This is a genomic window from Klebsiella pasteurii, assembly GCF_018139045.1.
In the GTDB taxonomy this organism is placed as follows: domain Bacteria; phylum Pseudomonadota; class Gammaproteobacteria; order Enterobacterales; family Enterobacteriaceae; genus Klebsiella; species Klebsiella grimontii.
Map to the genome: position 1 here is coordinate 4,783,826 of NZ_CP073236.1, position 18,640 is coordinate 4,802,465.

Below are 18,640 nucleotides of genomic sequence, written 5' to 3' on the forward strand. Positions count from 1 at the left end.
CGTAACATGACTAAAGTACGTAATTGCGTTCTTGATGCACTTTCCATCAACGTCAACAACATCATTAGCTTGGTCGTGGGTACTTTCCCTCTGGACCCGACGGTGTCAAAAACGGCTGTCATCCTAACCATTTTAACAGCAACATAACAGGCTAAGTGAGGCATGACACCCAATAAAACTACGCTTCGTTGACATATATCAAGTTCAATTGTAGCACGTTAACAGTCTTGTGAAATCATTGCATCTAAACGGGATTCATCGTCACAATTCATATCATGCGCAATTAGTTACGCTAAGAAAATAATAAACGTGATGAATCCAAAGCCTAAAAACGTATTCGGACATAAATTTCATTGCCAAACATACGGATAAAGCTGTTCTGTTAACATACTCTGTGACACGGTGCCTTGGGAATAGTTTAGTTTTTTTTATGGGTGATAAAGCTCAAATTTAGTGATTTTTGTTGCAAATTTGTAAATTCACGGCGCGTAATATGAAGGGAAAAATCGTCATTCCCGCCGCCTAAAAAGTAAAAGAGAAACCAAATGCGTTTATCAATTGTATTAGTCTCCCCGGCGCGGGCAGAAAACGTGGGCGCGGCAGCCAGAGCGATGAAAACCATGGGGTTTAGCGATATGCGTATCGTCGATAGCGATGCTCATTTGCAGCCTGCGGCGCGCTGGGTCGCGCACGGTTCTGGCGAGATCCTCGACAATGTTAAAACTTATGCCACGCTTGAGCAGGCGCTGCACGATGTCGATTTTACCGTCGCCACTACCGCCCGTAGCCGGGCGCGTTTTCACTACTACGCGACGCCGCAGCAGCTCTTGCCGCTGCTGGAAGAAAAAGCGCAATGGATGCATCATGCCGCGCTGGTGTTTGGCCGGGAAGATTCCGGGTTAACCAACGAAGAGCTGGCCCTTGCCGATGTGCTGAGCGGCGTGCAGATGGTGGCTGACTATCCCTCGCTCAATCTGGGGCAGTCGGTGATGGTCTATTGTTATCAGCTGACCTCGTTGTTGCAGAATACCCCGCCAACATCCGCTAGCGTGGATGACAATCAGCTGCAGGCGCTACGCCTTCGCACTCGCGATCTGCTCGAGCGCCTCGGCGTGGGTGACGATATAAAACTGACCGACTGGCTCCAGCAGCGAATGGGTCTTTTGCAGCAGAGGGATACTGCCATGCTGCATCGTTTACTGCACGATATTGAAAAAAACCTTCCAGGTTAAAGTTCTGTCATACCATTTTCATATGGTCTTATGTGCTAATTATTGGCCTCCTGATGCGCAGATGCGGATGAATTATCAGGCGGCCATGGCGTATTGGCCAGGTGTGAAAAAATGGGCCAAAAGTAGAAATTCGTTGACTTAAGTCGACAGATACTTTAACCAATATAGGCACAGGACACAGACAGATAAAAATTACAGAGTACACAACATCCATGAATCGCATCGGCATGATCACCACGATTATCACCACCACTATTACCACAGGTAACGGTGCGGGCTGACGCGTACAGGAAACACAGAAAAAAGCCCGCACCTGAACAGTGCGGGCTTTTTTTTCGATAAAAAATCAAGGGGTCATAACCATGCGTGTGTTGAAGTTCGGCGGTACATCAGTGGCAAATGCAGAACGTTTTCTGCGTGTTGCCGATATTCTGGAGAGTAATGCCAGGCAGGGGCAGGTAGCGACCGTACTATCTGCCCCGGCGAAGATCACTAACCATCTGGTTGCGATGATCGAAAAAACCATTGGCGGGCAGGATGCGCTGACCAATATCGCCGATGCCGAACGCATTTTCACCGAACTTCTGCAAGGTCTCGCCGATGCACAACCGGGCTTTCCGCTTGCGCCGTTGAAAGCTTTTGTTGAGCAGGAATTCGCGCAAATCAAACACGTCCTGCACGGCATTAGTCTGCTTGGGCAGTGCCCGGATAGCGTTAATGCGTCCCTTATTTGCCGGGGAGAAAAGCTCTCTATCGCCATTATGGCAGGCTTGCTGGAAGCGCGCGGTCATGACGTCACGGTGATCAACCCGGTTGAAAAACTGCTTGCCGTTGGCCATTACCTCGAATCCACCGTTGATATCGCCGAGTCGACTCGGCGTATTGCCGCCAGCCAGATCCCGGCTGACCATATGGTGCTGATGGCGGGCTTCACCGCGGGTAACGAAAAAGGTGAGCTGGTGGTGCTGGGGCGTAACGGTTCTGACTACTCAGCAGCAGTGCTGGCCGCCTGCCTGCGCGCCGACTGCTGCGAGATCTGGACCGACGTTGACGGTGTTTATACCTGCGACCCGCGTCAGGTTCCGGATGCGCGTTTGCTGAAGTCGATGTCCTATCAGGAAGCGATGGAGCTCTCCTACTTCGGCGCTAAAGTTTTGCACCCGCGTACTATTGCCCCTATCGCCCAGTTCCAGATCCCCTGTTTAATCAAAAACACCGGCAATCCGCAGGCGCCGGGTACGCTTATCGGCGCCAGCAGCGATGAAGACGATTTGCCGGTGAAGGGGATCTCCAACCTCAATAATATGGCGATGTTCAACGTCTCCGGTCCGGGGATGAAGGGCATGGTTGGCATGGCGGCGCGCGTGTTCGCCACCATGTCCCGCGCGGGAATCTCCGTTGTTCTTATTACCCAGTCCTCTTCTGAATACAGCATCAGCTTCTGCGTGCCGCAGAGCGATTGCGCCAGGGCGAAGCGGGTGATGGAAGATGAATTTTATCTGGAGCTGAAGGAGGGGCTGCTTGAGCCACTGTCGATAATGGAGCGCCTGGCGATTATATCCGTTGTTGGTGACGGTATGCGCACGCTGCGCGGAATTTCTGCGAAGTTCTTCGCTGCGCTGGCCCGCGCCAATATCAACATTGTCGCTATTGCTCAGGGCTCTTCCGAGCGCTCTATCTCCGTTGTCGTCAGCAACGATGACGCCACCACCGGCGTGCGCGTGACTCACCAGATGCTGTTCAATACCGATCAGGTTATTGAAGTGTTTGTCATTGGCATCGGCGGCGTCGGCGGTGCGTTGATCGAACAGATCAAACGCCAGCAGAGCTGGCTGAAGAGTAAGCATATCGACCTGCGCGTTTGCGGCGTGGCCAACTCTCGCGCCTTGCTGACTAACGTACACGGCCTGAACCTTGAACACTGGCGCGACGAGCTGGCGGAAGCCAAAGAGTCGTTCAATCTGGGCCGACTCATTCGTCTGGTGAAAGAGTACCATCTGTTGAATCCGGTGATTGTCGACTGTACCTCCAGCCAGGCCGTGGCCGATCAGTACGCCGATTTCCTGCGCGAAGGGTTCCACGTGGTCACGCCGAACAAAAAGGCCAATACCTCATCGCTGGATTACTATCATCAGCTGCGCCACGCCGCAAGCAGCTCACGGCGTAAGTTTTTATACGACACCAACGTCGGCGCGGGGCTGCCGGTTATCGAAAACCTGCAAAATTTGCTGAACGCGGGCGATGAGCTGCTGCACTTTTCCGGTATTCTGTCTGGCTCGCTGTCGTTTATCTTCGGCAAACTCGATGAGGGCGTGAGCTTTTCTGAGGCGACCAGGCTGGCGCGTGAGATGGGCTATACCGAACCGGATCCGCGCGACGATCTTTCTGGCGTTGATGTCGCGCGTAAGTTGCTGATCCTCGCGCGTGAAACCGGGCGTGAGCTTGAACTGTCTGACATTATCGTGGAACCGGTGCTGCCGGCGGAGTTTGATGCCAGCGGCGATGTTGACAGCTTTATGGCGCGGTTGCCTTCTCTGGATGATGAGTTTGCCTCGCGGGTCGCCAAAGCGCGCGATGAAGGTAAGGTCTTGCGCTATGTCGGTAATATCGAAGAGGATGGCACCTGTCGCGTCAAAATCGCCGCGGTTGATGGCAACGATCCGCTGTTTAAAGTGAAAAACGGCGAGAATGCGCTGGCGTTCTACAGCCACTATTACCAGCCGCTGCCGCTGGTGCTGCGCGGTTATGGCGCGGGGAACGATGTGACGGCGGCTGGCGTATTCGCCGACCTGCTGCGTACCCTGTCATGGAAGTTAGGAGTTTAAGATGGTCAAAGTATATGCCCCGGCTTCCAGTGCCAATATGAGCGTCGGCTTTGACGTGCTGGGCGCGGCGGTCACGCCGGTTGATGGCACTCTGCTAGGGGACAACGTCTCGGTTGAGGCGGCGACGAGCTTCAGCCTGCAAAACGTGGGTCGGTTCGCCAGCAAACTGCCGACGGCGCCACAGGAAAACATCGTCTATCAATGCTGGGAGCGTTTTTGCCAGGAGATTGGCAAAAAGGTTCCGGTGGCGATGACGCTGGAAAAAAACATGCCGATCGGTTCCGGGCTGGGCTCCAGCGCCTGTTCCGTGGTCGCCGCGCTGGTGGCGATGAATGAATTTTGCGGCAAGCCGCTCAATGAGAGCCGGATGCTGGCGCTGATGGGGGAGATGGAAGGGCGGATTTCCGGCAGTATCCATTACGATAACGTCGCGCCGTGCTATCTGGGCGGGATACAATTGATGCTTGAGGAAAACGGCATCATCAGTCAGCAGATTCCGGCCTTCGACGAGTGGCTGTGGGTGCTGGCCTATCCGGGGATTAAGGTCTCAACGGCGGAAGCGCGGGCAATTCTGCCGGCGCAGTATCGCCGTCAGGACTGTATTGCCCACGGTCGTCATCTGGCGGGCTTTATTCACGCCTGCTATTCCCGCCAGCCTCAGCTGGCGGCGAAATTGATGAAAGACGTGATTGCCGAACCGTATCGTACCAAACTACTGCCGGGCTTCAGCGAAGCGCGTCAGGCAGCAATGGAAATTGGCGCGCAGGCATGCGGCATTTCCGGTTCCGGTCCAACCTTGTTCGCATTATGCGATAAACCGGAAACCGCGCAGCGCGTCGCCGACTGGCTGGCTACGCACTATCTGCAAAATCAGGAAGGCTTCGTTCATATTTGCCGGCTGGACACGGCGGGCGCTCGAGTAGTGGGATAACCAATGAAACTCTATAACTTAAAAGATCATAACGAACAGGTCAGCTTTGCGCAGGCCGTCACTCAGGGGCTTGGCAAGCATCAGGGGCTGTTCTTTCCGCACGATCTGCCGGAATTCAGCCTGAGTGAAATCGACGAAATGCTGCAGCAGGACTTCGTGTCGCGTAGCGCGAAAATCCTGTCGGCATTTATCGGCGACGAGATCCCGCATGATGTTCTGCAAGAACGCATCGGCAACGCGTTCACCTTCCCGGCGCCGGTCAGCAAAGTGCAGGATGATGTCGGCTGCCTCGAGCTGTTCCACGGCCCGACTCTGGCGTTTAAGGACTTCGGCGGCCGCTTTATGGCGCAGATGCTGACCCATATCGCCGGCGACAAACCGGTCACTATTCTGACGGCCACCTCCGGCGACACCGGCGCGGCGGTTGCGCACGCGTTTTATGGCCTGCCAAACGTCAAAGTGGTCATTCTCTATCCGCGCGGCAAAATCAGCCCGCTGCAGGAAAAGCTGTTCTGTACCCTCGGTGGCAACATTGAAACTGTGGCAATCGACGGTGATTTTGATGCCTGCCAGGCGCTGGTTAAGCAGGCCTTTGATGATGAAGAGCTGAAGGCTGCTCTGGGTCTGAACTCGGCTAACTCAATCAATATCAGCCGTCTGCTGGCGCAGATTTGTTACTATTTTGAAGCCGTTGCTCAGCTGCCTCAGGAAGCCCGTAATCAGCTGGTTATCTCTGTACCCAGCGGTAACTTTGGCGATCTTACTGCCGGTCTGCTGGCCAAATCCCTGGGTCTGCCAATCAAACGCTTTATCGCGGCGACTAACGCCAATGACACCGTGCCGCGCTTCCTGCAGGACGGTAACTGGTCGCCGAAAGCGACTCAGGCCACGCTGTCCAACGCCATGGACGTCAGCCAGCCGAACAACTGGCCGCGCGTGGAAGAGCTATTCCGTCGTAAAATCTGGCGTCTGAATGAGCTGGGCTACGCGGCAGTGGATGATGAAACCACCAAAGAGACCATGCGTGAGCTGAAGGCCATCGGCTATACCTCAGAACCGCATGCGGCAATTGCCTATCGCGCGCTGCGCGACCAGCTGCAGCCGGGCGAGTACGGCCTGTTCCTCGGCACGGCGCATCCGGCGAAATTTAAAGAGAGCGTGGAAGAGATTCTGCAAGAGACGCTGCCGCTGCCAAAAGAGCTGGCCGATCGCGCAGACCTGCCGCTGCTGTCGCATAACCTGCCGGCCGATTTTGCCGCGCTGCGTAAGCTGATGATGGGTTAAATCCGAACTCACGCTCCCCTGCTGCGTTATCCGCGGCAGGGGAGTTTTCTTTTACTGCTCGTGGCGTTTAAAGACCAACTCCCCTTTGCCCGACGCGTCGGCGTCAAAGAAATAACCTTCGCTATCAAAGCGGGTCAGCTGCTCCGGCTTCGTTAAGCGATTCTCAATGATGTAACGACTCATCAAGCCGCGCGCTTTTTTAGCGTAGAAGCTGATCACTTTAAACTTGCCGTTTTTTTCATCGAGGAATACCGGCTTAATCAACTGGCCCTCAAGCCGTTTGGGTTTTACCGACCTGAAGTACTCATCAGAGGCCAGATTTACCACAATATCGTCGCCCTGGGCTTTCAGCGCCTGATTCAGCTTATCGGTAATCACGTCTCCCCAATAGTGATACAGATCTTTGCCTTTCGCGTTCTCAAGCTTAATCCCCATTTCCAGGCGGTAAGGTTGCATCAGATCCAGCGGGCGCAGAACGCCATACAGCCCGGAAAGCATTCGCAGATGCTGCTGGGCGAAATCGAAATCAGCCTCGCTAAAGGTTTCTGCCTGCAGGCCGGTATAGACATCCCCCTTAAACGCCAGAATCGCCTGGCGGGCGTTGTCCGGGGTGAAGTCTGGCTGCCAGTCGTGAAAACGGGTCGCGTTCAGGTCAGCCAGCTTGTCGCTGATGCCCATCAGTTTGCCAATCTGTGGCGCCGACAGCTGGCGGGCAATGCCGATAAGCTCCTGAGAGTGTTCCAGCAGTTCAGGTTGGGTATAACGCGTCGTTGCCAGCGGGCTTTGATAATCGAGCGTTTTTGCAGGTGAAATCAGTATGAGCATATCCAGTCCTTGCGGGAAATTTTTGACGACTTTAGCAAAAAAACGTCATGAGAGGATCGATAGCTGCGATTGCCGCGCTATTCGCGCGGCAGGTTGTCCCATGTTCCCGGTACCAGCTGCTGATGAATCTCAGGGTAGCGGGTGACGTCAAATTCCGGCCGCTGGCCCAGCTTCCGCTGCCGCAGATAATCGCTGGCAATAATGCGCACCGTTGGCGAGAGCAGCAGGATAGCCGTCAGGTTGGTTATCGCCATCAACGCCATGATGGTATCCGCCATCTGCCACACCACCGGTAGGCCGATCATCGCACCGGTAGCAACCATGCACAGCGTAAGCAGACGCAGCAGCCAGATATTACGGTCACTATCCATGCGGAGAAAAATGAGATTATTTTCGGCATAGATATAGTTTGCGACGATCGAGCTGAAGGCAAACAGTAGCACCATGATAGCGACAAAGCTGGAACCCCAGTCGCCGATGAGGTTGTTCATCGAGTGCTGAATAGCCTGAATGCCGTTCACCGCTTCTGCATTGCCGTCTCGCGGCGCCAGCATGATGATCACGGCGCTGGCGGTACAGATCACGATGGTGTCAATGAAAACGCCAATCATCTGTACGATCCCCTGCGCCGCTGGGTGAGGGGGCCAGGAGGCAGCGGCGGCGGCGGAATTAGGCGTTGACCCCATCCCCGCTTCATTGGAAAACATCCCGCGCTGAAAGCCGCTGGTTAGCGCCTGGCTGATGGTATAGCCGACTGCGCCCGCAGCGGCCTCTTGCCAGCCGAAAGCGCAGCGGAAGATAGTTTCAAAAATCGTTGGCAGGGAGGTGATATGCCACAGACCAATGACCAGACTGGTCGCCACCCATAGCAGGGCCATCACTGGCACGAGCCACTGCATCATTCGCGCTACGCCGCGAATACCGCGAATGATGATCAGCAGGGTCAGAACCGCCAGGACGCCGCCGGTAATCGCCTCAGGTAAATGAAACGCATACGCCATGGCATGGGCAACGGAGTTGGCCTGTACGGTATTAAAGATGACCCCGTAAGCCAGCAGTAGAAAAATGGAAAACAGCACGCCCATCCAGCGCATACCTAGTCCCCGGGCCATATACCAGGCGGGGCCGCCGCGAAACTGCCCGCGGGAGTCGCGCTCTTTATAAAGCTGGGCGAGAGAGCATTCGGCGAAGCTGCTGGCCATACCGAGCAGCGCCGAGATCCACATCCAAAATACGGCGCCGGGGCCGCCTGCGGCAATGGCCAGCGCAACGCCTGCCATATTGCCGCTGCCCACGCGCGCCGCCAGGCTCATACACAGCGCCTGAAAAGACGTTAAGCCGCCGGGCTGCGGCTGAAGGCTCTTTTTCAGACTTTTGCTGAACTGGCGGATATAACGGAACTGAATGAATTTTGTTCGCCAGGTAAACCAGACGCCGGCGCCCAGTAACAGATAAATCATTACCGAGCCCCAGAGTATTTCATTGATAAACGACAGAAAATCAGGCATCAAGCATCCTCTTGCCCATATCGGTGCGCAAGTGTAAGCGCTACCAATCCAGTGACAATCCTTTAGTGTTCAGGTAATTAATTGGCCCAGTTTATCACACTCTGCGCTCATGCATTGTAGGCGGTTGCGCTGCCCCGGCAGCGTGTTATCATCTTGGCAGACCGGTTACATCCCCTTAACTGCTGTTTAAGAGAAACACTATCATGACGGATAAATTGACCTCTCTGCGTCAGTACACCACTGTCGTAGCTGATACCGGAGATATCGCGGCAATGAAGCTGTATCAGCCTCAGGACGCCACGACTAACCCTTCTTTGATTCTCGGCGCGGCTCAGATCCCTGAGTACCGTAAGCTGATCGATGACGCTGTTGCCTGGGCTCGCGGCCAGAGCAGCGACCGCGCGCAGCAGATTATCGATGCTTCCGATAAGCTGGCGGTGAACATTGGTCTTGAAATCCTTAAGCTGATCCCTGGCCGTATTTCCACCGAAGTCGATGCTCGCCTGTCCTATGACACCGAGGCATCTATCGCCAAAGCTAAGCGCCTTATCAAGCTGTACAACGATGCCGGCATCGGCAACGATCGCATTCTGATCAAACTGGCTTCGACCTGGCAGGGCATCCGCGCCGCTGAGCAGCTGGAAAAAGAAGGCATCAACTGCAACCTGACGCTGCTGTTCTCCTTCGCTCAGGCACGTGCCTGCGCCGAAGCGGGCGTATTCCTGATTTCTCCGTTCGTTGGCCGTATCCTCGACTGGTACAAAGCCAATACCGATAAGAAAGAGTACGCGCCGGCAGAAGATCCGGGCGTGGTTTCGGTAAGCGAAATCTACGAATACTACAAACAGCACGGCTACGAGACGGTGGTTATGGGCGCAAGCTTCCGTAACCTCGGCGAGATCCTGGAGCTGGCTGGCTGTGACCGCCTGACTATCGCTCCGGCCCTGCTGAAAGAGCTGGCGGAAAGCGAAGGCGCTATCGAGCGTAAACTGGCCTTTAGCGGCGAAGTTAAAGCGCGTCCGGCTCGTATCACCGAATCCGAGTTCCTGTGGCAGCACAACCAGGATCCGATGGCGGTAGACAAACTGGCGGAAGGTATCCGCAAGTTTGCGATCGACCAGGAAAAACTGGAAAAAATGATCGGCGATCTGCTGTAATTCCGCATGTGGCCGACGCCCGTCGGCCACATTAAACTGTCTGCCTTGCTCCCCTCGGTGTATTATTCTGTTTATTAATACTGTTTGAACGGAATAATCATGAACACCTTACGAATCGGCTTAGTTTCCATTTCCGATCGCGCCTCCAGCGGCGTCTATCAGGATAAAGGCATCCCCGCGCTTGAAGCGTGGCTGGCCCGTGCGCTCTCCACGCCTTTCGAATTGCAGACCCGCTTGATCCCGGATGAACAGGTTATTATTGAGCAAACGCTGTGCGAACTGGTTGATGAAATGGGCTGCCATTTGGTGTTGACTACCGGCGGCACGGGCCCGGCCCGTCGTGACGTCACTCCAGATGCGACGTTGGCGATTGCCGATCGGGTTATGCCCGGCTTTGGCGAGCAAATGCGCCAGGTTAGCCTTCACTTCGTACCAACGGCCATTCTTTCTCGTCAGGTTGGCGTCATCCGCAAGCAGGCGCTAATCCTTAATCTGCCCGGGCAGCCAAAAGCTATCGAGGAAACGCTGGAAGGCGTGAAAGATGCGGAAGGCAACGTGCTGGTGCACGGGGTATTTGCAAGTGTACCGTATTGTGTACAGTTGCTTGAGGGGCCCTATGTCGAAACGAACTGCGATGTAGTAGCAGCTTTTCGCCCTAAAAGCGCCATGCGTGAAACATTATCCTGAATTTCCCACATTCCTGATATAACCTGCATCTCCAGTGGTGTGTTGTTTTATTTACGATATAGTGTTTTTAACTTTACACATTGCGTAGAACATCTTCATACCTCTGGATGATTGCCCGTTATGCCACACTATACCCGACCTCTGAACCGACAGGATTATAAAACACTGACGCTGGCCGCCCTTGGCGGCGCGCTGGAGTTTTATGATTTCATCATCTTTGTCTTCTTCGCCGCCGTTGTCGGCGAGCTATTTTTCCCGGCGGATATCCCGGAGTGGCTGCGCCAGGTGCAGACCTTCGGCATATTTGCGGCGGGCTATTTAGCGCGTCCTCTTGGCGGCATCATTATGGCCCACTTTGGCGATCTGGTCGGGCGTAAGAAAATGTTTACCTTGAGCATTTTACTGATGGCGCTGCCTACGTTGGCGATTGGCCTGCTGCCCACCTACGCGTCGGTGGGCATCGTGGCGCCGCTTTTGCTGCTATTTATGCGTATTCTTCAGGGGGCGGCGATTGGCGGTGAAGTCCCCGGCGCCTGGGTTTTTGTGGCTGAGCATGTGCCGGAAAAAAGAATCGGTATCGCCTGCGGGACGCTGACCGCCGGCCTGACGGTTGGGATCCTGCTGGGATCGGTGGTGGCGACGCTGATTAATACCAACCTGACGCCGCAGGGTATCCATGATGGCGGCTGGCGTATTCCATTCCTGCTGGGCGGCGCGTTTGGGCTCGTTGCCATGTATCTGCGCCGTTGGCTCCAGGAGACGCCTGTTTTCCTCGAAATGCAGCAGCGCAAGGCGTTAGCGCAGGAGCTGCCGGTTAAGGCCGTCGCGCTGAAGCATCAGAAAGCGGTGGCGGTCTCAATGCTGCTAACCTGGCTGTTATCCGCTGGCGTGGTGGTGGTGATCCTGATGTCGCCGGTCTGGCTGCAAAAACACTACGGCTTTGCCCCCGCCATTACCCTGCAGGCGAACAGCATAGCCACCATCATGCTGTGCATTGGCTGCCTGCTGGCAGGCCTGGCCGCCGACCGTTTTGGCGCCAGCCGCACGTTTATTGTCGGCAGCGTATTCCTCGCGGCGGCAAGCTGGGCTTTCTACCATCTTTCCGGCGCTAGCCCGCAGCGTCTGTTTCTGCTCTACGGTACGGTGGGCCTGTGCGTCGGCGTGGTAGGGGCGGTTCCGTATGTGATGGTACGCGCGTTCCCGGCTGAAGTCCGTTTTACCGGTATTTCATTCTCTTATAACGTCTCTTACGCCATCTTTGGCGGCCTGACGCCGATTGCGGTGACCATGCTGATGGGCGTTTCGCCGATGGCGCCCGCGTGGTACGTGCTGGCGCTGTCGTTTATGGGGTTGGGGCTGGGGATTTGGCTACGCCAGGGACTGGATGAGCAGGTCGCTGCGCCGAAAGCTGAACTGCAGCGCCTGCCGTAAATCGATAGGGCTTACTTCGCCGCTCGCGGACGGGCGGCGAAGTTAATTAATGCTTTTCGCCAATTGGCAGAACGGTGCGGCCAAACTGCTCGTTCAGCACTTCACCCATCGCCAGATAGATGGCGCTGCCGCCGCAGACCAGACCGACCCAGCCTGCAATCTTCACAATGCCTTCGTTATCAGCCAGGTGGCCAATCGCCAGCAGCGCGAACAGCACGGTCAGACTGAGAAATACAAACTGCAGCATACGCGCGGCTTTCAGGGTGCCAAAGAACATAAACAAGGTAAAAACGCCCCACAATCCTAGGTACATTCCAAGGAAATGCGCGTTAGGCGCTTCTGCAAGCCCCATTTTCGGCATCAAAAGAATGGCAACCAGCGTCAGCCAAAAAGCGCCGTAAGACGTGAATGCGGTTAAACCAAAAGTGTTGCCTTTTTTAAATTCCAACAGGCCGGCAAAAATCTGCGCAATGCCGCCGTAAAAAATGCCCATCGCCAGGATAGCTACATCAAACGCGAACAGGCCGCTATTTGCCAGGTTAAGCAGAATAGTGGTCATGCCGAAGCCCATAAGGCCCAGCGGTGCCGGATTAGCCAACTTAGTGTTGCCCATAATTCCTCAAAATAATGATTAGAAAGGGAAGCATTCCCCGCCACTCAGCGGCGGGGCGCGGCATAATAATTAGGCGCTGCGTTACTGTCTATGATCTGGCGGGGTATTTTTCACCAATTTCATTTTTCACCTGATGAAGTCTGGTCATTTGCCTCAAACAGGCAATATGCAGTACGGCCGGAATGGTTACGCGATAAGCGCTGCCGCTCACGGCTTTGACGCCATTAAACGCGGCGCCGAGAGGGCCGCCAAGTCCGGCACCGCGCACCAAACCGTGGCCGATTACGCTAACGGCAGCGTGGGTGCGGAGGATCTTCGTCAGACGGGCTTCGAGAAGATGCGAGACGCCCTGCGCCAGCTTATTCGTCTGTAGCAGATAGGGAAGTATCTCTTTATGCTCGTTGACCCGACACTCAACGGCAATGAAAAAGTCAGCCTTCTGCCGATCGTCCATCTTCTTCCAGCTATGTTCCAGAAAGTGCTCCAGAAGATGCTGCTCGATTTCCGGCGTAGACATCTGTTTCTCTACTTTGATTTTTAGCCTCTTGCAGACGTCCAGCAAAATTTCCCGGTAGAACTTTCCGTGACGACGCAGCGTGTTGGCGATGCTGTCGCCGCCAAAGTGCTGGAGCTCGCCGGCAATAAGCTGCCAGTTGCGACGATAGCGTTCAGGGTGCCCGGCCATCGCCTGAAAATTTTCATTACGCAATAGCGAGCTTGAAAGGCGCGGCTTACCATTCTCATTGTGGGTCAGAATTCGGGTGAATGTTTCCAGATGCTCTTCGCTGCAGCGATGAAGAAAAGAGAGGTCTTCATCATCCAGATAATTAATTTTCATAAATCTCAGATAATGTGAACAGTGATATTAATCGTCGCCAATGATTTTTAGCGAAGCCATGTCAGAAGAGTTAATGGTGTGGCCGGAAAAAGCGATTTTTTTAACGCAGCGCTTGTTATCGTTATCGCTATTAATGTTAATCCAGTCGGTGGTTGCCCCTTCTTGGATGGTTGACGGCACGCTGATGTTCTGACTGGCGCTATTGCTGGCTTTAAAGTACAGCGTCGCGCCGGAAAGCTGGATATCGCCGCGATCGGCGGTGAGCTGGATACGCTTAATCACCCGGCAAACCGGCAGTTTCAGGGTGAGATCGTTAGTCTCATTTCGCGGCATGGCGACAACGCCTAAGATTTTATGATCGTTAGCGGATGCGGATGTTATTAACGCAGCGCTAAACAATAATCCTACTGGTATATGAATGAGTGATTTCATGAGGATTTCCTTATTATTTTGTTCTGTTATCAGTGGAAAATATTTTATCACCAGAACTTTATTGTCTTTAGCTCGTAATCATTGCGGATTATGTCAATTATTATATGAATGAGTTTTAATTTAATTATTATTATTTATTATGTGTTGTGCGTTTTTAAACCCGCTTTTCGGCCTTCTTCTGATGCCCAGCCCCCCGCGACGGCAGGGGCAAGACAAAAAATTTTTTGTCTTGCCCCTTGATGAAGTGGCGGGTGACCCCATCTTGTAGTCAACCGCAGTGAATGAACCTGAAAAAAAATGATGTCTGGGCAGTTGAAACCGCACGTTTCGCCCTTATTACAGGTTCACAACCACATGTTGACTGAATTTTTAGTGGAGACGTTTAGATGGGTAAAATTATTGGTATCGACCTGGGTACTACCAACTCTTGTGTAGCGATTATGGATGGCACTACTGCACGCGTGCTGGAGAACGCCGAAGGCGATCGCACCACGCCTTCTATCATTGCCTATACCCAGGATGGTGAAACTCTGGTTGGTCAGCCGGCTAAACGTCAGGCAGTGACAAACCCGCAAAACACCCTGTTTGCGATTAAACGCCTGATTGGCCGCCGCTTCCAGGACGAAGAAGTCCAGCGTGACGTTTCTATCATGCCGTACAAAATCGTTGCCGCAGACAATGGCGACGCATGGCTTGATGTGAAGGGCACCAAAACCGCACCGCCGCAGATCTCTGCTGAAGTGCTGAAGAAAATGAAGAAAACGGCTGAAGATTACCTGGGTGAGCCGGTAACTGAAGCGGTTATCACCGTACCTGCTTATTTTAACGATGCTCAGCGTCAGGCTACTAAAGACGCCGGCCGTATCGCAGGTCTGGAAGTCAAACGTATCATCAACGAACCGACCGCCGCCGCGCTGGCTTACGGTCTGGATAAAGAAGTCGGCAACCGCACCATCGCGGTATACGACCTCGGTGGTGGTACCTTCGATATCTCCATTATCGAAATCGACGAAGTTGACGGCGAAAAAACCTTTGAAGTTCTGGCGACCAACGGTGATACCCACCTGGGCGGTGAAGACTTCGATACTCGTCTGATCAACTACCTCGTTGACGAGTTTAAGAAAGATCAGGGCATTGACCTGCGTAACGACCCGCTGGCTATGCAGCGCCTGAAAGAAGCCGCTGAAAAAGCCAAAATTGAGCTGTCTTCCGCTCAGCAGACCGACGTGAACCTGCCGTATATCACCGCAGATGCCACCGGTCCTAAACACATGAACATCAAAGTGACCCGTGCGAAACTGGAAAGCCTGGTTGAAGATCTGGTTAACCGTTCTATCGAGCCGCTGAAAGTTGCTCTGCAGGATGCTGGCCTGTCCGTATCCGATATCCAGGACGTTATCCTGGTCGGTGGTCAGACTCGTATGCCTATGGTGCAGAAAAAAGTCGCTGAGTTCTTCGGTAAAGAACCGCGTAAAGACGTTAACCCGGACGAAGCCGTTGCCATTGGCGCAGCCGTACAGGGCGGTGTTCTGACCGGCGAAGTGAAAGACGTACTGCTGCTGGACGTTACCCCACTGTCTCTGGGTATCGAAACCATGGGCGGCGTGATGACTGCGTTGATCAATAAGAACACCACGATCCCGACCAAGCACAGCCAGGTGTTCTCTACCGCCGAAGACAACCAGTCCGCGGTAACCATCCATGTTATTCAGGGTGAGCGTAAACGCGCCTCTGATAACAAATCACTGGGTCAGTTTAACCTGGATGGTATCAACCCGGCACCGCGCGGTATGCCGCAGATCGAAGTGACCTTCGATATCGATGCTGACGGTATCCTGCACGTTTCCGCGAAAGACAAAAACAGCGGTAAAGAGCAGAAGATCACCATCAAAGCCTCTTCTGGTCTGAATGAAGAAGAGATTCAGAAAATGGTTCGCGATGCTGAAGCGAACGCAGAAGCTGACCGTAAGTTCGAAGAACTGGTGCAGACCCGCAACCAGGGTGACCACCTGCTGCACAGCACGCGTAAGCAGGTTGAAGAAGCAGGCGACAAGCTGCCGGCTGACGATAAAACCGCTATCGAGTCTGCGTTGACCGCGCTGGAAACTTCGCTGAAAGGTGAAGATAAAGCCGATATTGAAGCGAAAATGCAGGCGCTGGCTCAGGCTTCCCAGAAGCTAATGGAAATCGCGCAGCAGCAGCACGCCCAGCAGCAGGCTGGCGGCGCTGACGCTTCCGAGAGCAACGCGAAGGACGACGATGTTGTTGACGCTGAGTTCGAAGAAGTGAAAGACAAAAAATAATCGCCCTTTGAACGGGTAAAACACTGGCACGGGCGAAGAGGTTTCCTCTCCGCCCGTGCACGCATGTTAAGGGGCTGAAAAACACCAATGGCAAAGCAAGACTATTACGAGATTTTAGGCGTTTCCAGATCGGCGGAAGAGCGTGAAATCAAAAAGGCGTATAAGCGCCTGGCCATGAAGTATCACCCGGACCGTAACCAGGGGGATAAAGAGGCTGAAGCTAAATTCAAAGAAATCAAAGAAGCGTATGAAGTCCTGACCGATGCCCAGAAGCGCGCCGCCTACGATCAGTACGGCCACGCCGCATTTGAGCAAGGCGGCATGGGCGGCGGCGGCGGTTTTGGCGGCGGCGCGGATTTCAGCGATATTTTTGGCGATGTTTTTGGCGATATCTTTGGCGGCGGTCGTGGTCGCCAGCGCGCAGCGCGCGGGGCAGACCTGCGCTACAACATGGAACTGACCTTAGAAGAGGCGGTTCGCGGAGTCACCAAAGAGATCCGTATCCCAACGCTCGAAGAGTGCGACGTTTGTCACGGCAGCGGCGCCAAAGCGGGGAGCCAGCCGCAGACTTGTCCTACCTGCCACGGTGCGGGTCAGGTACAGATGCGCCAGGGCTTCTTCGCCGTGCAGCAGACCTGTCCGCATTGTCAGGGGCGCGGTACGCTGATCAAAGATCCATGTAATAAATGTCATGGTCATGGTCGCGTAGAGAAAACCAAAACGCTGTCGGTTAAGATTCCGGCGGGCGTCGATACCGGTGACCGTATTCGTCTGGCTGGAGAAGGTGAAGCCGGCGAGCATGGCGCGCCAGCAGGCGATCTGTATGTTCAGGTTCAGGTTAAGCAGCACGCCATTTTCGAGCGTGAAGGCAACAACCTGTACTGTGAAGTACCGATTAACTTTACTATGGCCGCCCTCGGCGGCGAGATTGAGGTCCCGACGCTGGACGGTCGTGTGAACCTTAAGGTGCCTGGCGAGACGCAGACAGGGAAGCTGTTCCGGATGCGTGGCAAAGGCGTGAAGTCCGTGCGCGGTGGTGCGCAGGGCGATCTGCTGTGCCGCGTGGTCGTCGAAACACCGGTTGGTCTTAACGATAAACAAAAGCAGCTGCTGAAAGATCTTCAGGAAAGCTTTGGTGGGCCGACGGGTGAAAAGAATAGTCCACGCTCCAAAAGTTTCTTCGATGGTGTGAAGAAATTTTTCGATGATTTGACGCGTTAATCATCACTTTATATAAAAAAACCCGAAATTTATTTCGGGTTTTTTTATATCTTGCACATTGGCAATAAAAAAGTGTCTCCTCTGTAATAAATATTCACCTTTGCGGTAATAATATTATTATTTGTTTATTATGGTAATATTATTTGTCTGAAACATCGTTAATTTTATTGCGCCTGCATAAATACCCATCTAAAGATGTATGAAAAATGAGCAGCGCAGTGCGCAAAAATATCATTTTTACATATGATTTTTTTTGATACTAATAATGTACATTTTGAATGAATATGATATGCATGGCTTAAATAATTATTTATATTGTATTTATTTATTCCAGGGTGGTGGCACGTGAACGCAAGAAATCTTAAAAAAGATTTTGATTATAATCTGGTGAAAGTACTGGATGCCGTTATATCGGCAGGAAATGTGACAAAAGCATCAAAAAGATTATCCGTAACACCGGCGGCTGTTTCCATTGCGCTAACCAGACTGCAGCTTTTTTATAATGAGGAACTTTTTGTCAGGGGCAAAAACGGGCTGATCCCGACGGTGAAAGCGCTGGAAGTGCACCAGAGTTTTCGTCAGGTCATCGACCTCGTCAGGATGGCATTAACCCCAGAGCGTAAGCATCAGGAGGAGAACCGAATCACTATTCTTGGCGGTGACATTACCGAAAACTATTATCTTTCACAGCTTTACGATGAAAAAGTATTCGATCGCTATCTGTTCGGGCATTTTTCTAACCGAAACAGAGATAATGAGGAGATGAAAAGCTTACTCATCTCCGGCGATTGCGATCTCGCGATAAGTACTGAAGCGATCAACAATGAGGCGTTTGAGAGTCGCTTTATTGATAGCTTTAAAGATTTTTGTTGTATCTGTAGTGAAGATAGTTTGTTGAGCGAACTGTCACAGCTATCCTTGCATAATTTTTTTTCTTCCCGTCATGCCGTCTATCAAACCAGCTTATTCTCCCCAATGATGATTAATGACGAAAACTTATATGACAGCGAGATCGCTTATCAGGGCCACAGGCTGAAAGGGTATAAGAGTGATTCGATCACCGGTATCATCAGTATTGTGGAGCGCACCTCGCTGATAGCGTTAATGCCAGTTAAGCTTGCGATATTTTATAAAAATAACCGCAATTATAATATTAATATTATCCAACCGCCTGGCGAGATGACGTTTAAACCCATTAATATCTATGCTTACTGGCATAAAAAGAATCGTAAGAGTCAGAATATTGAAGAAGTGGTGACAATGCTGCATACGCTCTCGGCATTTCGCCGTTGAAAAGGGCAGTAGTGGCCGTCAAAGGACGCTTAATGATTATTTTTGATTCTGTACTTTGTT

17 protein-coding genes and 1 other annotated feature are annotated in these 18,640 nt (G+C 53.1%); of the genes, 12 read left to right on the forward strand and 5 right to left on the reverse strand.

Annotated elements, in window-relative coordinates; translation table 11 throughout:
• Positions 1-6 precede the first annotated feature (6 nt).
• The 6 genes from yjjY to thrC all read left to right on the forward strand — a co-directional run bounded on the left by yjjY (position 7) and on the right by thrC (position 6,272).
• A complete protein-coding gene (gene yjjY / locus KCG39_RS22495) occupies positions 7-147 on the forward strand; it encodes a YjjY family protein (RefSeq protein WP_001541509.1) in 141 nt (46 codons plus the stop codon).
• Between the two features lie 398 nt (positions 148-545).
• Positions 546-1,232 (forward strand): tRNA/rRNA methyltransferase, encoded by a 687-nt coding sequence (locus KCG39_RS22500; RefSeq protein ID WP_049115930.1) that lies wholly within the window; start codon positions 546-548, stop codon positions 1,230-1,232.
• A 212-nt stretch (positions 1,233-1,444) separates the two neighbouring features.
• Complete coding sequence (gene thrL / locus KCG39_RS22505; protein ID WP_004222578.1) at positions 1,445-1,513, forward strand: thr operon leader peptide; 69 nt, start codon at positions 1,445-1,447, stop codon at positions 1,511-1,513.
• Positions 1,452-1,569, forward strand: a sequence feature (Thr leader region). Its footprint overlaps the gene before it by 62 nt.
• Positions 1,570-1,594: 25 nt before the next feature.
• On the forward strand, positions 1,595-4,057 hold the full coding sequence (thrA, locus tag KCG39_RS22510; RefSeq protein WP_112167033.1) for a bifunctional aspartate kinase/homoserine dehydrogenase I: 2,463 nt from the start codon (positions 1,595-1,597) through the stop codon (positions 4,055-4,057).
• 1 nt (position 4,058) lies between these two features.
• Positions 4,059-4,988 (forward strand): homoserine kinase, encoded by a 930-nt coding sequence (gene thrB / locus KCG39_RS22515; RefSeq protein ID WP_004128739.1) that lies wholly within the window; start codon positions 4,059-4,061, stop codon positions 4,986-4,988.
• 3 nt (positions 4,989-4,991) lie between these two features.
• The gene (gene thrC, locus KCG39_RS22520; protein ID WP_004128741.1) at positions 4,992-6,272 is read left to right on the forward strand and encodes a threonine synthase; all 1,281 of its coding nucleotides are present in this window, start codon (positions 4,992-4,994) and stop codon (positions 6,270-6,272) included.
• Positions 6,273-6,323: 51 nt separating this feature from the next.
• Here the strand turns inward: thrC and yaaA are convergent, their stop codons facing one another.
• Both yaaA and KCG39_RS22530 read right to left on the reverse strand, forming a co-directional pair.
• A complete protein-coding gene (gene yaaA, locus KCG39_RS22525; RefSeq protein ID WP_004128743.1) occupies positions 6,324-7,097 on the reverse strand; it encodes a peroxide stress protein YaaA in 774 nt (257 codons plus the stop codon).
• Positions 7,098-7,174: 77 nt separating this feature from the next.
• Positions 7,175-8,605: an alanine/glycine:cation symporter family protein gene (locus tag KCG39_RS22530; protein ID WP_004128745.1), complete on the reverse strand. Its 1,431-nt coding sequence runs from the start codon at positions 8,603-8,605 to the stop codon at positions 7,175-7,177.
• Positions 8,606-8,808: 203 nt separating this feature from the next.
• Here KCG39_RS22530 and tal point away from each other — a divergent pair, with 203 nt between their 5' ends.
• From tal to KCG39_RS22545, 3 genes are all read left to right on the forward strand, one after another.
• A complete protein-coding gene (gene tal, locus KCG39_RS22535; RefSeq protein ID WP_004098458.1) occupies positions 8,809-9,762 on the forward strand; it encodes a transaldolase in 954 nt (317 codons plus the stop codon).
• Between the two features lie 99 nt (positions 9,763-9,861).
• A complete protein-coding gene (gene mog / locus KCG39_RS22540; RefSeq protein ID WP_142467912.1) occupies positions 9,862-10,449 on the forward strand; it encodes a molybdopterin adenylyltransferase in 588 nt (195 codons plus the stop codon).
• Positions 10,450-10,569: 120 nt separating this feature from the next.
• On the forward strand, positions 10,570-11,880 hold the full coding sequence (locus KCG39_RS22545) for an MFS transporter (protein WP_004128749.1): 1,311 nt from the start codon (positions 10,570-10,572) through the stop codon (positions 11,878-11,880).
• Positions 11,881-11,926: 46 nt separating this feature from the next.
• Here KCG39_RS22545 and satP read toward each other — a convergent pair whose 3' ends face one another.
• From satP to KCG39_RS22560, 3 genes are all read right to left on the reverse strand, one after another.
• A complete protein-coding gene (gene satP, locus KCG39_RS22550) occupies positions 11,927-12,493 on the reverse strand; it encodes an acetate uptake transporter (RefSeq protein WP_004128752.1) in 567 nt (188 codons plus the stop codon).
• A gap of 88 nt (positions 12,494-12,581) precedes the next feature.
• Entirely contained in the window at positions 12,582-13,331 is a 750-nt protein-coding gene (msyB, locus tag KCG39_RS22555; RefSeq protein ID WP_049115934.1) for an acidic protein MsyB, read from the reverse strand.
• Positions 13,332-13,358: 27 nt separating this feature from the next.
• Positions 13,359-13,763 carry a DUF2541 family protein gene (locus tag KCG39_RS22560; RefSeq protein WP_004128755.1) on the reverse strand — a complete coding sequence of 135 codons (405 nt, stop codon included), beginning with the start codon at positions 13,761-13,763 and terminating at the stop codon, positions 13,359-13,361.
• A gap of 386 nt (positions 13,764-14,149) precedes the next feature.
• Here KCG39_RS22560 and dnaK point away from each other — a divergent pair, with 386 nt between their 5' ends.
• The 3 genes from dnaK to KCG39_RS22575 all read left to right on the forward strand — a co-directional run bounded on the left by dnaK (position 14,150) and on the right by KCG39_RS22575 (position 18,580).
• Positions 14,150-16,066: a molecular chaperone DnaK gene (gene dnaK, locus KCG39_RS22565; RefSeq protein ID WP_004128758.1), complete on the forward strand. Its 1,917-nt coding sequence runs from the start codon at positions 14,150-14,152 to the stop codon at positions 16,064-16,066.
• Between the two features lie 87 nt (positions 16,067-16,153).
• The gene (dnaJ, locus tag KCG39_RS22570; RefSeq protein WP_004128760.1) at positions 16,154-17,287 is read left to right on the forward strand and encodes a molecular chaperone DnaJ; all 1,134 of its coding nucleotides are present in this window, start codon (positions 16,154-16,156) and stop codon (positions 17,285-17,287) included.
• 345 nt (positions 17,288-17,632) lie between these two features.
• On the forward strand, positions 17,633-18,580 hold the full coding sequence (locus tag KCG39_RS22575) for a LysR family transcriptional regulator (protein WP_004128762.1): 948 nt from the start codon (positions 17,633-17,635) through the stop codon (positions 18,578-18,580).
• The last annotated feature ends 60 nt before the right edge of the window (positions 18,581-18,640 follow it).